Here is a 15,008-nt window from a genome sequence, read left to right on the forward strand (position 1 = left end):
TAATTCTTCAGATCACTTATTGTTAAATATGAAATTTACACTTATAATTTATCTTTTATTATTAGTATCAAGCAATGCTTATACACAATCCGTAACTTTAAAAGGTAGGGTAGTAGATGCAAAAAATAACATAAAATTATCAGGAGCGACCGTAAAAGTAGGTAATGTATATGCACGTACAGATCATGATGGTTCTTTTGAAATAACTGCTCCATTAAAGACTTTAACAGCGCTTGGAATAAACTTTAGTCATGTAGGCTATTTTGATATTCGTTTAATATATCAAGCTAACCATTTTTATGATGTTAAATTAACCGAAAGCAGCACTGAATTACAGGAAGTTATAATTGGAGCAGGGGGTGATATTATAAAAAAAGCAATTAAAAGAATTGTTTACAACTACCCCAATAAGCCTATTATTATCAAAGGAATATTGAGAACACAATCATGGCGTAACCAGTCTGAATATTTTAAATCGGATGCTTTAATAAAAGCTTATGTACCAGCTTACGATTCAAATGAAAAAACCACGGTTGCTGTGGTGCAAAATCGAATGGATACGTTGTATGATAAAACTCTTAAGTATCTGAAGCATACATCGAACTACAATGTAGTTGATTTTCAGGATATTGCTCATAATAATTATATCCTACATAAAATTGTTAAAAAAAAGAAGTTTGATTATTTACTTGCAGGTAAGGAGATGTATGATAATCATAAAGTATTTGTAATTAATATAACAACACGTGATACCAGTAAGCAATATGATAAAATCCAGGCAACATTGTACATAGATACAGCCACCTATGCATTTGTTGCCGCAAACACATATACTTACAACCTGGTTAGGGTTGGCTTTTTGCCTCTTAAAATATTAAATTATCGGGTTGCTTATGAAAAAATAGGGGAGAAGTGGTACTTAAAAGAAACCCACACTTTCGCTTCGTCCGAATTGAAAAAAGAGTCACCTCACACTACAGTTGATTTTATTAGAACCGAAATCGATAGCATAAATGTGGATAAGATTTCATATAAAGATATTGTTCAACATCGGGATGATGTTTTATTAATTAATAAACCCGGAAATAATGAGGAATGGGAGAATAATCGTCGTTTGTTTCAAAAAGCCGAAAAGGATGGGCGAATGGAAAGATTATCCAGTGAATCGCTTGATACAATCAAAAGTAATAATGGAATAGCTAATTTAGATAATCAAAAAATAAAGAGACAGTTTGGAAGAAGGATATTTGACTATTTTAATAAAGATAATGTGCGTACCGCATTAGGCTTGACAAAATTTCCCGTATTAATAAAAGATCAATTTTACCACGTTTCAGAAAGCATTAATTATGGCCTTGGAGTAGGCATTAATTATAGATTGTATAAAAATCTATTTTTAGGATTTCAGGTAAATACGAACCTGCGTAACGATAAACATATCAATCTTTCTACCTATAATTTGAATATTTCAAACGATTTTATTTTGAATAAAAATTCAAGAAATTTAACATTTACACCTTACGCTGGTTTTGAACAGATAGTTGTTAGTTATCATGAAGGTAAAGTCCGCAATAATACTTTTAATTATGGGCTAAGGCTATCCTATGAGTTAACCCACAAAAAAGCAATATTTTTATCTTCAGGATTTAACTCTGGTCTAAATAACACTATTCTAAATACCCTAAGTATTACCCCTAGCCATTATGCTATAGGGCTAGGCATTATATTTAAGAAATAACAGAGGGCTGATTCCTATTAAAAATTCAAATTAATTTAAACTGTATTTGAGTAAAGGGCTATATTTAATTAGATGTGATATAGATTAATGCTTAGAAAGCTTAATACGATTGAAATATTTTTAGCCGATAATGCCTATTTGTGCATCTATCGGTTTTTTATTTTCTAAAGGTCAAAAACATTTTCATCCCTACAATCTCCCTTTTCGTGTATCTTTTTTCTGACATAATTTAATAATTGCAAACTTGGTCTTAACCAAGCTAATTGATGATTATGCCCTTTATAGAAGACGCCAATTTTGAAGATAATTCCATCATTTTTTTACACCATACCAAGGTGCGGACACAAATTATTTATTCTGCCACCATATTATTCACGCTTGTTGCTTTTGCCGCACTACCTTTTATTTACACAACAGTAAGCATTAAAGGGAATGGTTCTTTACAGAGTAATATCGAAAGAACAGAACTGCTGGCACCAGTGGCAGGGAAAATTACCTTGATTAATTTAACCGATAACAAAAAAATTAAGAAAGGCCAGCTCCTTTTAAATATAGATCCTACTATACCTGAAACACAAAATGTGATTTTGAATAATCGTTCCGGTGAATTAAAAAAATTGTTAAATGATGCGCTCCTCGTTCTAAAACTGGTCGACTTAAGCAATGCAGGGCAACCTGCATTGCAAACCGGCCTGTATGCAGCAAGCTGGCAACAATACGCGGAACAGATTCAAAATGCACTAAATGCACGCGAACAGGCCTACAAAATTTATAAAAGGTATGAAACATTGTATAGCAAGAAGGTTGTTACCGAAGCAGAGTATGAGCAATATAAGTTTAACTACGATCAGGCGCGCTCTGATTTTAATTTGGTGGCTAAAAAGTACAAAACGCAGTGGCAAACAGAATCTAATCAGTATAGAAAAGAATTAAAAGATCTCGCTGGCCAGAAAATCCAGCTAACCGAGCAGGAGAAATTATATCATTTAACCGCAGGAGTGTCCGGAACGGTGCAAAATCTATCAGGTTTACAATTGGGTTCGTTCATTGCCGCCAATCAGAAAATTGGCGAGATATCGCCTGATAGTGCTTTGCTGGCCATTTGTTATATTAAACCTGCTGACATCGGTTTAATTAAAGCTGGTCAAACCGTCAGGTTTCAGATCGATGCTTTTAACTATAACCAATGGGGCTTGCTTGCTGGTGTAGTAGCCGACATTTCTGATGATATTATATTGATTAATCAAAGCCCTTATTTTAAAGTAAAGTGTAAACTGGACAAGGATTATTTAAAGTTAAAAAATGGTTATAAAGGGCAGGTAAAAAAGGGGATGACCTTTAATGCACACTTTACCATTGCAGAACGAAACTTGTATCAATTACTTTATGATAAAGTTGATGATTGGTTAAATCCAAACGGAGTTAAAAGCTAAAAGCTTAAAGACCAAAGCCGAAAACACGCAAATCACCAATTTCAGTTCTCCAGTCTCAAATCTCACATCTCTCTTCTAATGTCTACACTAATAAAACAACGCGATATTACCGATTGTGGCGCCGCTTGTTTGGCATCTATAGCTGCGTTTTATAAATTAAAAATGCCCGTTGCACGCATCCGCCAATTGGCCAGCACCGATCAAAAAGGAACCAATGTTTTAGGTTTGATAGAAGCTGCAAATAAACTGGGGTTTGAAGCAAAAGGCGTAAAGGGCGGTTTAGATAGTCTTTCTAAAATTCCATTGCCCGCTATTGCGCATGTGGTGGTAAAGAAACAATTGCAGCATTATGTAGTTATTTATGGCGTAACCGATAAATACATTGAAGTAATGGACCCGGGTGATGGGAAAAAACACCGCAAAACTATTGATGAATTTACAAGTGAATGGACAGGCGTACTGGTTCTGTTGTTACCTGATGAGGATTTTAAGCAAGGCAATGAAAAGGTTGATACCAGAAGCCGTTTTTGGAACCTGATTAAACCGCATAAAAGTATTGTAACGCAGGCACTTTTTGGTGCTTTGATTTATACCATACTTGGACTATCTACCTCAGTTTTTGTTCAAAAAATAACCGACCATGTTTTGGTAGAAGGTAATCGGAACCTGCTTAATTTAATGAGCTTAATGATGGTGGCCATTTTAGCGCTGCAATTATTTATTGGAACGGCTAAAACCATTTTTACAATCCGTACGGGGCAGCAGATAGATGCCCGGTTGATATTGGGCTACTATAAACACCTCTTAAAACTGCCTCAACAGTTTTTCGATACCATGCGGGTGGGCGAAATTATCTCAAGGGTAAACGATGCCGTTAAAATAAGGGCTTTTATCAACGATGTTTCCATTAACCTGGTTGTAAACGGCTTTATTGTTGTATTCTCTTTTATTTTAATGTTCAGTTATTATTGGAAACTTGCCTTAATAATGTTGGCTGTTATTCCATTGTATTTATTGATTTATTTCATCAGCAATAAACTAAACAAGAAAATGCAAAGGAAGTTGATGGAGGAGTCGGCCGAGTTGGAATCGCAATTGGTTGAGGGCTTAAATAATGTAGCCACAATTAAAAGATTTGGCCTTGAAAGGTTTACCAACGAAAAAACAGAAACTCATTTTATTGGTCTGCTCAGAACAATTTATAAATCAGGATTAAATTCAGTTTTTTCCGGAACATCTACCGAGGTTATTGCCCGTATGCTCACTATTATTTTGCTTTGGGTGGGTGCAGGTTATGTTTTAGATGGCGAAATTACCCCTGGGGAATTATTTTCTTTCTATACCCTCATTGGTTATTTTACTGGCCCGGCTACTTCCTTAATTGGAGCAAATAAATCTATCCAGGATGCCATGATCGCCTCTGATCGTTTGTTCGAAATTATGGACCTGGAGATTGAACAAAATTCGTCGAGCATTTTCCTTACGAAAGAATTAATGGGCGATATCAGGTTCGAACATGTCGCTTTTAGGTATGGCAGTCGTGTAAATGTGTTTGATGATTTAAACCTAAAAATTAAGGTTGGAAGTTTTACTGCAATTGTAGGAGAGAGCGGATCTGGGAAGTCTACCTTAATGTCATTACTTCAAAATATTTATCCCATACAATCAGGCAATATTTTTATCGGTAATCATGCGCTTAAGTATTTGAACAACGCCTCTTTAAGAAATTTGCTAAGCGTTGTGCCGCAAAAAATTGACCTTTTTGCAGGAAATGTAATCGAAAATATTGCCATTGGCGATTATGAACCCAATATGCAACAGATTATTAGTATTTGTACACAACTGGGGATTATCGATTTTATTGAAGCTTTGCCAGAAGGTTTTCAGACTTACTTAGGCGAAAATGGAGCCTCTTTGTCAGGCGGACAAAAGCAAAGGATTGCAATAGCAAGGGCACTGTACCGTAATCCTGAAATTTTAATTCTAGATGAAGCCACTTCCTCTTTAGATTCAGCCTCGGAGCAGTATGTGCAACGAACAATAGATTTGTTGAGGATGCAAAAGAAAACAATCATCATCATTGCGCATCGGTTACCTACGATTAGAAAAGCCGATCAGATTATTGTATTAGATAAAGGAAAGGTTGTAGAAGAGGGGAGTCATACTGAAATGATGATGGCAAATGGCCATTACGCCAATTTATGGAAACAGCAATTTGGCGATGATGACCTACCAAGTTTGATAACACCCGCACTAGAGTTTGTAAGAGATAGCATTTAATCCTCATCAGTTTTACTATGAAACTATTAGAATACATCGATCGCATTAAGATTATCCATAAACTGATAAAAGAAAGCCGTACGGGTGCTCCTGAAAATTTAGCAAGAAGGTTATCAATTTCAACCTCAAGATTATACGTGGTATTAGATGAATTGAAACTAATGGGTGCCCCAATAGAATACTCCCGGCAGTTACAAACATATTATTATACCCAGGCATTCGAAGTAAATATTAGGGCCGATTTTACGGTTTTAAAGCCTCAGGAATTAATGAATATAAATGCTGGTTTTTTTTATCAGCAAAATTATCCACTCCTTTTTTTGTAGAGTGGGCAAAAGTAATTTAGTAGTGTTGCAACAAAGGGCGTAAACCGAAAAGCCTTTAAAGAGTAGGTAGATTATTAAATAAAAAAACTAAATTATGAAAAATTTAAATTTAGAAAATCTTAGTGTTCAGGAAATGGATACCAAAGAAATGAGTAATGTTACAGGAGGTTTTTGGCCGCTTATCATTGCTGGTATTATTGCTTTAGCAGCATTGGTTGCTTCAAAAGATGTTTGGGTTGATTAACACATCATCAAACAAAATAAAAACATAACCATTATCTAACACAAAAATATTTATGAAACTAAACGATTATTCTGTAACAGAACTTAATAAAAATGACCTGGTAAAAATTGAGGGCGGAAGTTGGCTGTCTAGAAGATGGGACGAAATTAAAGCCTTTCTTTCTGATCTGGGAGAAGAAATTTTAGAGGGGATTGCTGGAGGTACTGTGTCAGGACCTGGAGGATCAGGACCAATTTTTCCTCAAAATTAATTAAAGCGATAAGTCTTCGGACTTATTGCTTATTTAACTCATCATAATGCATTACCAAAAGTATAAAATTATAATATTTTTTCTTTTCATTTTCTTACAGGTTAAGGCTCAGGAACAACGTTTTGCTGGGTTTATTGGCAATTCAAAAGGAGAAGGTATTCCTTATGCGTCTGTTTATTTCAATAATAATCTATTAGCAATATCAAATGAGGCTGGCAGATTTATGATCAGTGTAAACAAACGAGAGACTGTTGATACGTTATATGTAACTTGTATAGGCTATATAGCCACTTTTGCTCCATTAACCCAAAGTGGCTTACAGAAAATTGTTTTAAAGGAAAGTGAGCAATCATTAAACGAGGTTTCTGTTAATGCATTAAATTTTACAGATCAACTGTTGCAGGATTGCTTAAAAAAAGGAGTGGATACAACCGAAGTCTCTGGCATTTTGTTTTGTAGACAATATTTAAAGCTGGATGGAATTTACAAACGGTTTTCTGAAGGGGTATTTAATTTTCGCATAGATGATATGCCAAACAAGTTGGTTTACTTGGATTTAATTAATGCCAGAACGCTGGATAATTTGCAAGTTAAAAATCAGGGCTTAAGAAAACTGAGATATGGTATAAATATAAGAGCTGCGGTGCAACAGCCATTCTATCTCTTTAAAAATACAATTACTAGTAAAGTATTTAATTTTAAACTAGTTGAGAAGGCTTATATAGATGGCATTAACTGTTACAAAATTATTTTCAACCTTCATCAAAAGGTTAATGTGTCAAAGAACGCTAAATTTTTGATTGGTGGAGGTGTAATTTACATAACATGTGAGGGACACTTATTAAAATCATTAGAAAGAAATCTATTATCTCCTGATTTTAAAAAGCGTTGGTTTACGAAAGAGATATATGATATTACAAAGGGCTGGCCACAGCTAAATCATATTGAGCTAACCAGTGAGATTATTACGGGATGGAGTGCCGAAAGACAACCAGTAGGTGGGTTAAGCATAAACCTTAAATCAAATCCTAAAATTCAAACAGTTAATAATTTTAGCGATGCCAAAGACAATCAGGACTTGTTTAATCATTTAAAAGGTTATGATATTAACATTTGGAAAGAATACTACATACGGTTTGGGCTTCATTTTCCTGATGATGTTTTTAGCACTTTCTCTAAATTCGGAGATCTTGATCTTCAGTTTACAAGAGGAGCTGCCCTAAGAAATTAAATTAAGGATAGGTTTATAGAAATGATACTGTTTAGGAGAAGATTTTAATTAATCCACTCCTTTTTTTATAGAGTGGGCAAAAGTAATTTAGTACTGTTGCAACAAAAAGGCGTATACCGAAAAGCCTTTAACGAGTAGGTAAATTAAATAAAATCTAAATTATGAAAAAATTAAATCTAGAGCATTTAAATGTTCAGGAGATGAGCCTCTCAGAGATATCTCTTATTGAAGGAGGCAGCTGGATTGGCAGGGCGTGGAATTCGATAAAAGAATTTGTTTTGGATGTAGTGCACGACATTGTTACCGATGTGGTAGGTGCAGATCCCACCTCAAACCTTTAAATAACTAAAATAAACCCAATGGCCTAAATGGCATACCTAAAACCAATTAAAAATTACAATATGAAAAATCTAAAAAAATATGAGGTTGAAGAATTATCTTTAACAGAAATGAAATCAATTGATGGTGGAAGCTGGTTTAGCAGAGCCTTCGAAGCAGTTGGTAATGCTTTGGATGATGCTTATCATTGGTTACAGGATAATATTGGCCTTACCTTAGGCTCAGACGGAGCACACGGAAAATAATTAAGCGAAAGGAGCAGGTATTTGCCCTGCTCTTTTTATTTCCTCTTACAACTATCGTATGTTTAACTTTATATGTAACGTTAAAAATGTTTTTTTAGCGACTTTGTTTTTTATATTCTCTGGTAATGTTAATGCGCAATCATTTTACCTTACAGGGCATGTTTTTGATGGTAAAGAACCTTTAACAGGCGCTTCAATAATAATTTCCGGCAAACATGTTGGTAATAGTGATGCATCTGGTTATTTTGAAGCCGGTGCAAAATTGGGTGATACATTGAAGGTAAGCTTTCCTTTTTACGAAGCTTCCACTTTTGTTTTAACTGATTCACTTCAGAAAAATATAGTTTTAACCCCAAAGACATTCCAGTTAGATGATGTTCAAATAAGTTTTAATAAACGAAAAATAATTGATTCAATATTGAATGTATCTTTTCTGCAATTAAATCCAAATGCTTTTAACGCGAAGGTTTTTTTGAGGCAGTCTGTTGTTCGGAATAACGAAAAAGTTATCTTGTTAAATGAAGGATTGCTAAACCTGAATTGTCCTGATTTAAAAGATCTTATTGTAGCTGGCAGCAGTAAAAAAGTAAAATTAAATATCGATTACGCTTGTAATCCGATTAACTCAAATAGCCGCCCGAAGGTAACTTACGGGAGTAATCCTCAAATTAAATTACGTTTGGGATTATTGCCAAATCATTTCTATGAGCTGGTAAAGTTGAATATTACAGAAGAAAGTATTAAATCTGATAGTATTAATACTGTTATTAATGTTAAAGGAAATCTTTCTGCAACTGAAAAGCTTGTGGTTTCTTACCTATGGATTTTGGATAAAAAAACTAATTCATTAAAACAAGCTCGGTATTACGAGCAATATGTAAATAAAAAGCATTTTTTATTTTATGATTACGCTTATCTAAATAATGAACTCATTTCTGGATCTATAAGTGCAAAGCAAGTAATTGGCAGAAATTCCTATTCAACAAATGATGAAATATTTGTTTTCCATCAAATGGGTGCAGATATAGATAAATGGAATTTTGATGTTAATAAGTGTGGATTAGAAAAATACCTCGAACAAACCGGGAATTGTAATGAATTGAGCGAATTTAAAATCAAGCATGAAATACCAGTTCATAAGTTCTTTTAGTTTATCAGATCTGTTTCTTTAACCTTTAAACATAAGCTTAATTAATACACCAAAGCCAAATATTGTCCATGGTGACTCACACAACCTGGTTCAGTACGTTTATAATCACTTGGATGATTTGGTGATTCGTAAATGATTACTTTAATTTTTTCTAGCTTACTATAAACAGGGGCAGCGATGGTATGAATATATTGTAGCTGTATATCGCTTTTAGTGAAATAGGTGTCATTATCTATACTTACTGTGCCTTTTATCTGATCGGTGTTTGGATAAATAGTGCAATTTAAACTTTTAGGGGCGAAATTCCGGATTCCGGTTTTACGGTTATAAATTTTATAAGCCGATTCTTTCATACTCCATAACAGCCATACCATTTCATCAGGTCTTCTTGCTGATGAAATCAGGAGCTGTTCTTCAGCGGTGAAAATTTTATCAAGGTAATTTTTACGTCGCCAGTTACTTTGGATTTTAGCCAGATCCAGATCAACGATATCGTTACCCAGCATGCGCTTCCAGTTTTTGAGCTATAATTTCGGTGGTGGCTTTTACGGTTAGCATTTTAGCCATCGAATCGTTGTCTATTTCGATATTGAATTTCTCTTCGATATCCAAAACAATATCAACCAGGTTGGCCGAATTTATTTTTAAATCATTTATAAAATCGGTGTTTTCGTCAATATGGGCTAAGGCTGATGCCTCATCGCTGTAAGGTTCAACAATTGTTTTTAAGGCTTCGATGATCTCTTCTTTATTCATGGGTATATTTTTTAAAGATAATGCAGGCGTTAATATCACCAAAACCGAAACTGGCTTTAGCTAAGATATTAAATGGTTTATGAATTAAGGTTTGCGGAATAAATTTTGAATTAATTAAAGCGGTAATCTCGGGGCTTAAGTCTTCGCAATTAACATTGGGAAAAATAAACCCTTCTGAAAGCTCAAGCATCGCGGCAACGCATTCTATACTCCCTGATGCTGCAATACAATGGCCAATCATACCTTTTATAGAATTTATGTACGGAAAATCATCTGCAGGTAGTTGTAGTGCTGCTTTCCAGTTTTCTATTTCAAGGGCATCTTTTGTTGTTGCAGTAAGATGGCCATTAATCACATCAATTTCCTGGGCTTCAATACCCGCATTTTTCAATGCTGTTTGGATACATCGCTGTACAGCGGTAGGATTTGGTGCAGTCATCGTACCTAAGCCCCGCTGACCACCAGAATTGATATGACCTCCGAGCACTTCGCCATAAATTTTGGCTTTCCTCGCCACAGCGCTTTCAAGCGATTCTAATAGCAGAGCACCTGCACCACTTCCAGGAACGAAGCCACTTGCCGTTGCACTCATAGGGCGGCTACCTTTTTTCGGTTCATGGTTATGTTTAAAAGTGCAAACTTTCATGGCATCAAAACCGCCCCAAATGTATGGGCCACTATCGCTGGTACTGCCTGCTAACATTCTTGTAGCCTGACCTGTTTTAATCCTTTCGTAAGCCAGCAATATGCTTTCTGCTCCTGTTGCACAGGCAGAAGAATTGGTGCTCACCTGATTACCCAAGCCGAGCTTGCCACTGATAAATGCGCTTATACCGCTGGCCATGGTTTGTATCACTACAGAACTTCCCAATTTTTTGATTTCGAGAGCATCTATTTTATTAATTGCCCATCTAAATTTATCTATACCAGAAGTGCCCGCTCCGAAAATGGTACCGCTATCCCAGTCGGGCTCTTCATTATTTTCGATGGTTAAGCCTGCATCTTTCCATGCATCCAAACCAGCAATAACACCATATATAATTCCTGTACTGTTTAGGTTTCGTAATTCAAGCGGTGTAAAATATTGGCTGATCCGTTCTTCGCTAAGTACTGGTTTGCCTGCTATCTGGCAAGAGAAGTTTAAGGCTTCCAGATCGGGCTGATGGCTGATGCCAGAAAGTCCTTTTTTTATGGCATCTGAAAACTCATCAATGGTAGTGCCATTGGGCGCACATACCCCTAAACCGGTAATTACGACTCTGTTACCCATTTCCTTTCGAAATTAACATGCCCGAAATGCTGCCTTTGCAAACCATTTCGCCTGCTGCATTTTCCATTTTTACTTTACAACTCAGTTTATTAAACCTAAAATACACTTTCTCACTGGTTACCGTAACCTGTTCACCGGGATAAACCGGTTTTAAAAAGTCAATAGCGTTTGAGGTCATGGCGATGGATATATGTTGATCAATATCTTTTAATAGGTAAATACCTAAACAGACCAATCCAATCTGCGCCATGGTTTCAGTGAGGATCACCGCGGGCGTTACCGGATGGTCTTTAAAATGACCCTCGTAAAATGCAAGGTTTTCAGGATAGGTATATATTCCGGTCACGCCGTTTTCGTCAACTTTCAACAACTCATCAACAAATAGAAAAGATTTGCCGTAAGGGAGTTTAGCTAAGATCTCTTTTTTCATTTAGTGATTAGTTGAATGATTACCATTGTAAAAGTATGCGTTGCGCCGAAAATCCAGGACCAAAGCTTAACATTAACCCTTTTTCTCCGGGCATTGGCTTTTTATCCATAATCCGTTCCAAAACATAGAGCACTGTTGCGCTGCTCATGTTTCCATAAAGCCTTAAAACTTCTTTCGTTTCGTCTATATTTTTGCCTAGCTGGCCAAATAATTCTTCAACAATCTGGATAATCTTTTTTCCACCCGGATGGAAGATTAAATGGTTTATATTATTAATGTCGAGGCCATTTTTGGAAAGAAAAGGATGAATAATAGCTGGAAAATGATTGGCAATGGTTTCTGGAACTGCTACATCCAGCACCATTTGCAGTCCTTTGTTGGTCAGTTTAAATCCCATCATCTCTTCAGCATCATAAAAATGATACATTTCTTCGGCTAAAATCTCCGGCCCGCTATCTTCTTCATTCGAACTTAACAGTACACAGGCGGCACCATCGCCAAATATTGCTGCGCTTACAATGTTGGCCATCGAAAAATCGTTTAATTGAAAGGTTGCCGTTGGTGATTCTACCGCAACAACTGCTGCGCGTTTGCCGGGATTGGCTTTCAGGAAATTCTTAGCGTAAATCATGCCTGATACACCAGCGGCACAGCCCATTTCAGTTACCGGCAGGCGTACAATATCCTGACGGAGTTTAAGTAAGTTGATCAGATAAGCATCTAAAGAAGGGATCATGATACCGGTGCAGCTCACGGTAATGATGTAGTCTAAATCCTGAACCTGCCAGTTGGCTTTTTCGAGTGCAGTTTCCAAACATTTGGCACCGAGCTTTATCCCTTCTCTTACATAAATGTTGTTTCGTTCCTCAAAACTTAAATCACTAAAAACCTCTTCTGGCGACATGATCGAGTATCTTTTATCTACCGCGGCGCTTTCAAAAATCTTTTTTACCTTTCTGATAAAGCGATCATCCTGATCTTTTAGCCAAATATCTAGAAAGGGTAAAATCTCAGCTGTTGACCTCCAAAATCCGGGCAGGGCTTTACTTACTGCTTTTACGGTTACGCTCATATTGTTTTAATTATCCATTGGTAGCGGAAAGCCCATTTCCATTTTACTGAACTCGATTTTAGCTTTAATTGTTTGGTGTACTTAAGCAAATCTGCTCTTTTAAACCCACGCAGAATGGATACTAAACCATCTTCTCTCGACATATCGTTTAAACGGAAAACATAACACAAAGCCTTAAACAGGTAATATGCTACTGCACTCCTTTGCAGGTCGTTTATTACAATACCCATTGTAGCCGATCTTTTAAAATGCTCTAACAGGTCAATAATTTCTTCATCCTTAAAATGATGTAGGGTTAAAGTACAAAGCATAATGTCGCAAGGTTCTGTTTTACTTAAATCATCAAAAATATCGCTACAGGAGTAGGTTATGTTGGGGTAGTTTTTAGATAAACTTTGCGCATGATTTATAGTGTACTTATTGGCATCTATCCCTTTTAAAATAAAGTGCAAACCTTGTTTATTTGCATAATCTGCCAAAGTGCGCAACATATCTCCATTTCCACAACCAATATCAGTAATACGAATAACCTCGTCTTTTGGTTTGCTGTTGATTAAGCTTTTAATCCCATCGAGTGTAACTTTATTACCACCAAGGAGCTGATTAATGCTGGCTATTTTATCCAGCGCATCGCGTAATATCTCACCTTCCATAGCGAAATCATCCATAATCTCGGGGGCTGTGCTTCTATATTTGGTATCTATTGGCATTTATGATGAAATCTTGATCGGTTTACCATGTGTCTGTTTAATTATTTTATGGAGCAGAAAGGGCATTTTAATCAATGCATTCATGGCTAAACTTTCGAATTTATTGTTCCTCAGCAAAGAAGATAATATGCTGCCCATTTTTAAGCGGCTTTTAAATTCCCTGTTCCAGTGTGCGGTATAAGTTTTTTCCAATGCTACGCGCGAACTCATTTTTCCCTCCATTCTTTGATGCAAAAGTTCTGAAACAATTTTGGCACTATGAATGGCCATGGCCATACCATTTCCACAAAGTGGATGAATTAATCCGGCAGTATCGCCAATCATTAAAATATGATTGTACACAGGTTCTTTAGCTTCGAAAGAAATCTGACCAATGGTTAATGGCGCATCGAATAAACTGGTTGCATTTTCGAAAATAGACTTCAGATGCCTGTTTTTATAGAGCACGTTTTCTTGAAAGGCAGGCACATTTTTATGCTTTTTAAAACGCTCATAATTGGCCAGATAACATATATTCAGTTGATCATTTTCGACCTTAGAAACGCCACAATAGCCGCCTTCAAAATTATGCAGGCTAACCAGATTATTTGGAAAATCTGCTCTGTAATGTGCTTTAACTGCCAGATAGGGCGATCGTTTATTAATGAAACTCCGGTTTAGCTTAACATCAATTGACGATCTTTTTCCATAAGCGCCAATGATGTAAGTTGCAACAAAAGCGTGGTTTGCTGTTGCTACTGTAAATTGATTGTTGGCAAAGTTAATCTGTACCACACGATCATGAATTACGTTTATCTTTCTCCTGATCAGTTCGGTATAGAGATAATGATCGATGGTATATCTGCTTAAACCAAAGCCGCCAAGAGCTAATTTAGTTTTTATGCTTTTGCCAGAAAGGGAAGTGAAAAGCAGATCGCTGATTAACGTGGGGGCAAGATTTTCAATATCCAGACCGAGCCATGCAAAATAGGGGAGCACCTCATTCGAAATATATTCGCCGCATACTTTATGGTGGGGATAGGTATCTTTTTCGATCAACGTAACATTTAAACCCACCTTATTCAGATGAAGTGCCGCTGTTAAACCTGCCAATCCACCACCAATAATTAAAATTTCTTTTTCGGCCTGCATATAATGAGATGGAAATCTAAGATAACATTTTAAATGGGTGTTTGTTCCATTTTGATATCTTTAACCACAGCGATTATGGAGAGAAAAACACAGCGGGCACCGAGTTGGGTGTGCAATGTGCTAACGTGCTGTCAGATGTTACCATCTGACAGTTTCATTTTTTCGTTTGCGCTCGTTTCCCAATAAGTACAAGAATAGCTTTACGATTTTATCTTTTGTTCTATTAGTTTCAAAAACCTATAATAGTAGCACCACTGTTACTGACTAAACGGGATTGCAGCGGTATACTTTTGTTTTTCTTCAAAACAAAAGATTTAGCGGAAAGCCCGACTAACATTAATCATGCTTGCCGGTTTTGCTTTCCTCGTTATTTCAATCTATTTATGGCTTGCGCTTGTTCCAA

17 protein-coding genes are annotated in these 15,008 nt (G+C 36.2%); 10 read left to right on the top strand and 7 right to left on the bottom strand.

Features of this window, described 5'->3' with window-relative positions; translation table 11 throughout:
• Positions 1-28: 28 nt before the first annotated feature.
• The 10 genes from AC07VK_RS10570 to AC07VK_RS10615 all read left to right on the top strand — a co-directional run bounded on the left by AC07VK_RS10570 (position 29) and on the right by AC07VK_RS10615 (position 9,236).
• Complete coding sequence (locus AC07VK_RS10570) at positions 29-1,738, top strand: peptidase associated/transthyretin-like domain-containing protein (protein ID WP_492960286.1); 1,710 nt, start codon at positions 29-31, stop codon at positions 1,736-1,738.
• Positions 1,739-2,010: 272 nt separating this feature from the next.
• Positions 2,011-3,171, top strand: coding sequence for an HlyD family secretion protein (locus tag AC07VK_RS10575; protein WP_492960288.1), 1,161 nt, complete (start codon positions 2,011-2,013; stop codon positions 3,169-3,171).
• A gap of 78 nt (positions 3,172-3,249) precedes the next feature.
• Positions 3,250-5,451, top strand: a complete 2,202-nt coding sequence (locus AC07VK_RS10580; protein WP_492960290.1) for a peptidase domain-containing ABC transporter — start codon at positions 3,250-3,252, stop codon at positions 5,449-5,451.
• A gap of 17 nt (positions 5,452-5,468) precedes the next feature.
• On the top strand, positions 5,469-5,777 hold the full coding sequence (locus tag AC07VK_RS10585) for a hypothetical protein (protein ID WP_492954026.1): 309 nt from the start codon (positions 5,469-5,471) through the stop codon (positions 5,775-5,777).
• Positions 5,778-5,871: 94 nt separating this feature from the next.
• A complete protein-coding gene (locus AC07VK_RS10590) occupies positions 5,872-6,021 on the top strand; it encodes a class IIb bacteriocin, lactobin A/cerein 7B family (protein WP_492954025.1) in 150 nt (49 codons plus the stop codon).
• Between the two features lie 52 nt (positions 6,022-6,073).
• Positions 6,074-6,271, top strand: a complete 198-nt coding sequence (locus AC07VK_RS10595; RefSeq protein ID WP_492954024.1) for a hypothetical protein — start codon at positions 6,074-6,076, stop codon at positions 6,269-6,271.
• A gap of 46 nt (positions 6,272-6,317) precedes the next feature.
• Positions 6,318-7,502: a peptidase associated/transthyretin-like domain-containing protein gene (locus AC07VK_RS10600; protein ID WP_492960291.1), complete on the top strand. Its 1,185-nt coding sequence runs from the start codon at positions 6,318-6,320 to the stop codon at positions 7,500-7,502.
• Between the two features lie 161 nt (positions 7,503-7,663).
• The gene (locus AC07VK_RS10605; RefSeq protein WP_492954022.1) at positions 7,664-7,843 is read left to right on the top strand and encodes a hypothetical protein; all 180 of its coding nucleotides are present in this window, start codon (positions 7,664-7,666) and stop codon (positions 7,841-7,843) included.
• A 60-nt stretch (positions 7,844-7,903) separates the two neighbouring features.
• Entirely contained in the window at positions 7,904-8,086 is a 183-nt protein-coding gene (locus AC07VK_RS10610) for a hypothetical protein (protein ID WP_121283822.1), read from the top strand.
• Positions 8,087-8,144: 58 nt separating this feature from the next.
• Positions 8,145-9,236, top strand: coding sequence for a peptidase associated/transthyretin-like domain-containing protein (locus AC07VK_RS10615; RefSeq protein ID WP_492960293.1), 1,092 nt, complete (start codon positions 8,145-8,147; stop codon positions 9,234-9,236).
• A gap of 41 nt (positions 9,237-9,277) precedes the next feature.
• Here the strand turns inward: AC07VK_RS10615 and AC07VK_RS10620 are convergent, their stop codons facing one another.
• Genes AC07VK_RS10620 through AC07VK_RS10650 form a run of 7 tightly spaced genes read right to left on the bottom strand, consistent with a single transcriptional unit; the run spans position 9,278 to position 14,605 of the window.
• A complete protein-coding gene (locus AC07VK_RS10620) occupies positions 9,278-9,742 on the bottom strand; it encodes a 4'-phosphopantetheinyl transferase family protein (RefSeq protein ID WP_492960295.1) in 465 nt (154 codons plus the stop codon).
• Positions 9,732-9,992 carry an acyl carrier protein gene (locus AC07VK_RS10625; protein ID WP_492960297.1) on the bottom strand — a complete coding sequence of 87 codons (261 nt, stop codon included), beginning with the start codon at positions 9,990-9,992 and terminating at the stop codon, positions 9,732-9,734. Before AC07VK_RS10625 ends, AC07VK_RS10620 begins: the two co-directional genes overlap by 11 nt.
• A complete protein-coding gene (locus AC07VK_RS10630) occupies positions 9,985-11,262 on the bottom strand; it encodes a beta-ketoacyl-[acyl-carrier-protein] synthase family protein (RefSeq protein ID WP_492960299.1) in 1,278 nt (425 codons plus the stop codon). The genes AC07VK_RS10625 and AC07VK_RS10630 overlap by 8 nt, the downstream gene beginning before the upstream one ends.
• Positions 11,255-11,692 (bottom strand): 3-hydroxyacyl-ACP dehydratase FabZ family protein, encoded by a 438-nt coding sequence (locus AC07VK_RS10635; protein ID WP_492960301.1) that lies wholly within the window; start codon positions 11,690-11,692, stop codon positions 11,255-11,257. Before AC07VK_RS10635 ends, AC07VK_RS10630 begins: the two co-directional genes overlap by 8 nt.
• 19 nt (positions 11,693-11,711) lie before the next feature.
• Positions 11,712-12,764 carry a type III polyketide synthase gene (locus AC07VK_RS10640; protein WP_492960303.1) on the bottom strand — a complete coding sequence of 351 codons (1,053 nt, stop codon included), beginning with the start codon at positions 12,762-12,764 and terminating at the stop codon, positions 11,712-11,714.
• Positions 12,761-13,474 carry a methyltransferase domain-containing protein gene (locus AC07VK_RS10645; protein ID WP_492960305.1) on the bottom strand — a complete coding sequence of 238 codons (714 nt, stop codon included), beginning with the start codon at positions 13,472-13,474 and terminating at the stop codon, positions 12,761-12,763. The genes AC07VK_RS10640 and AC07VK_RS10645 overlap by 4 nt, the downstream gene beginning before the upstream one ends.
• Complete coding sequence (locus AC07VK_RS10650) at positions 13,475-14,605, bottom strand: NAD(P)/FAD-dependent oxidoreductase (protein ID WP_492960307.1); 1,131 nt, start codon at positions 14,603-14,605, stop codon at positions 13,475-13,477.
• Between the last annotated feature and the right edge of the window lie 403 nt (positions 14,606-15,008).

This window comes from Pedobacter sp. GW821-FHT01D05 (assembly GCF_059422505.1).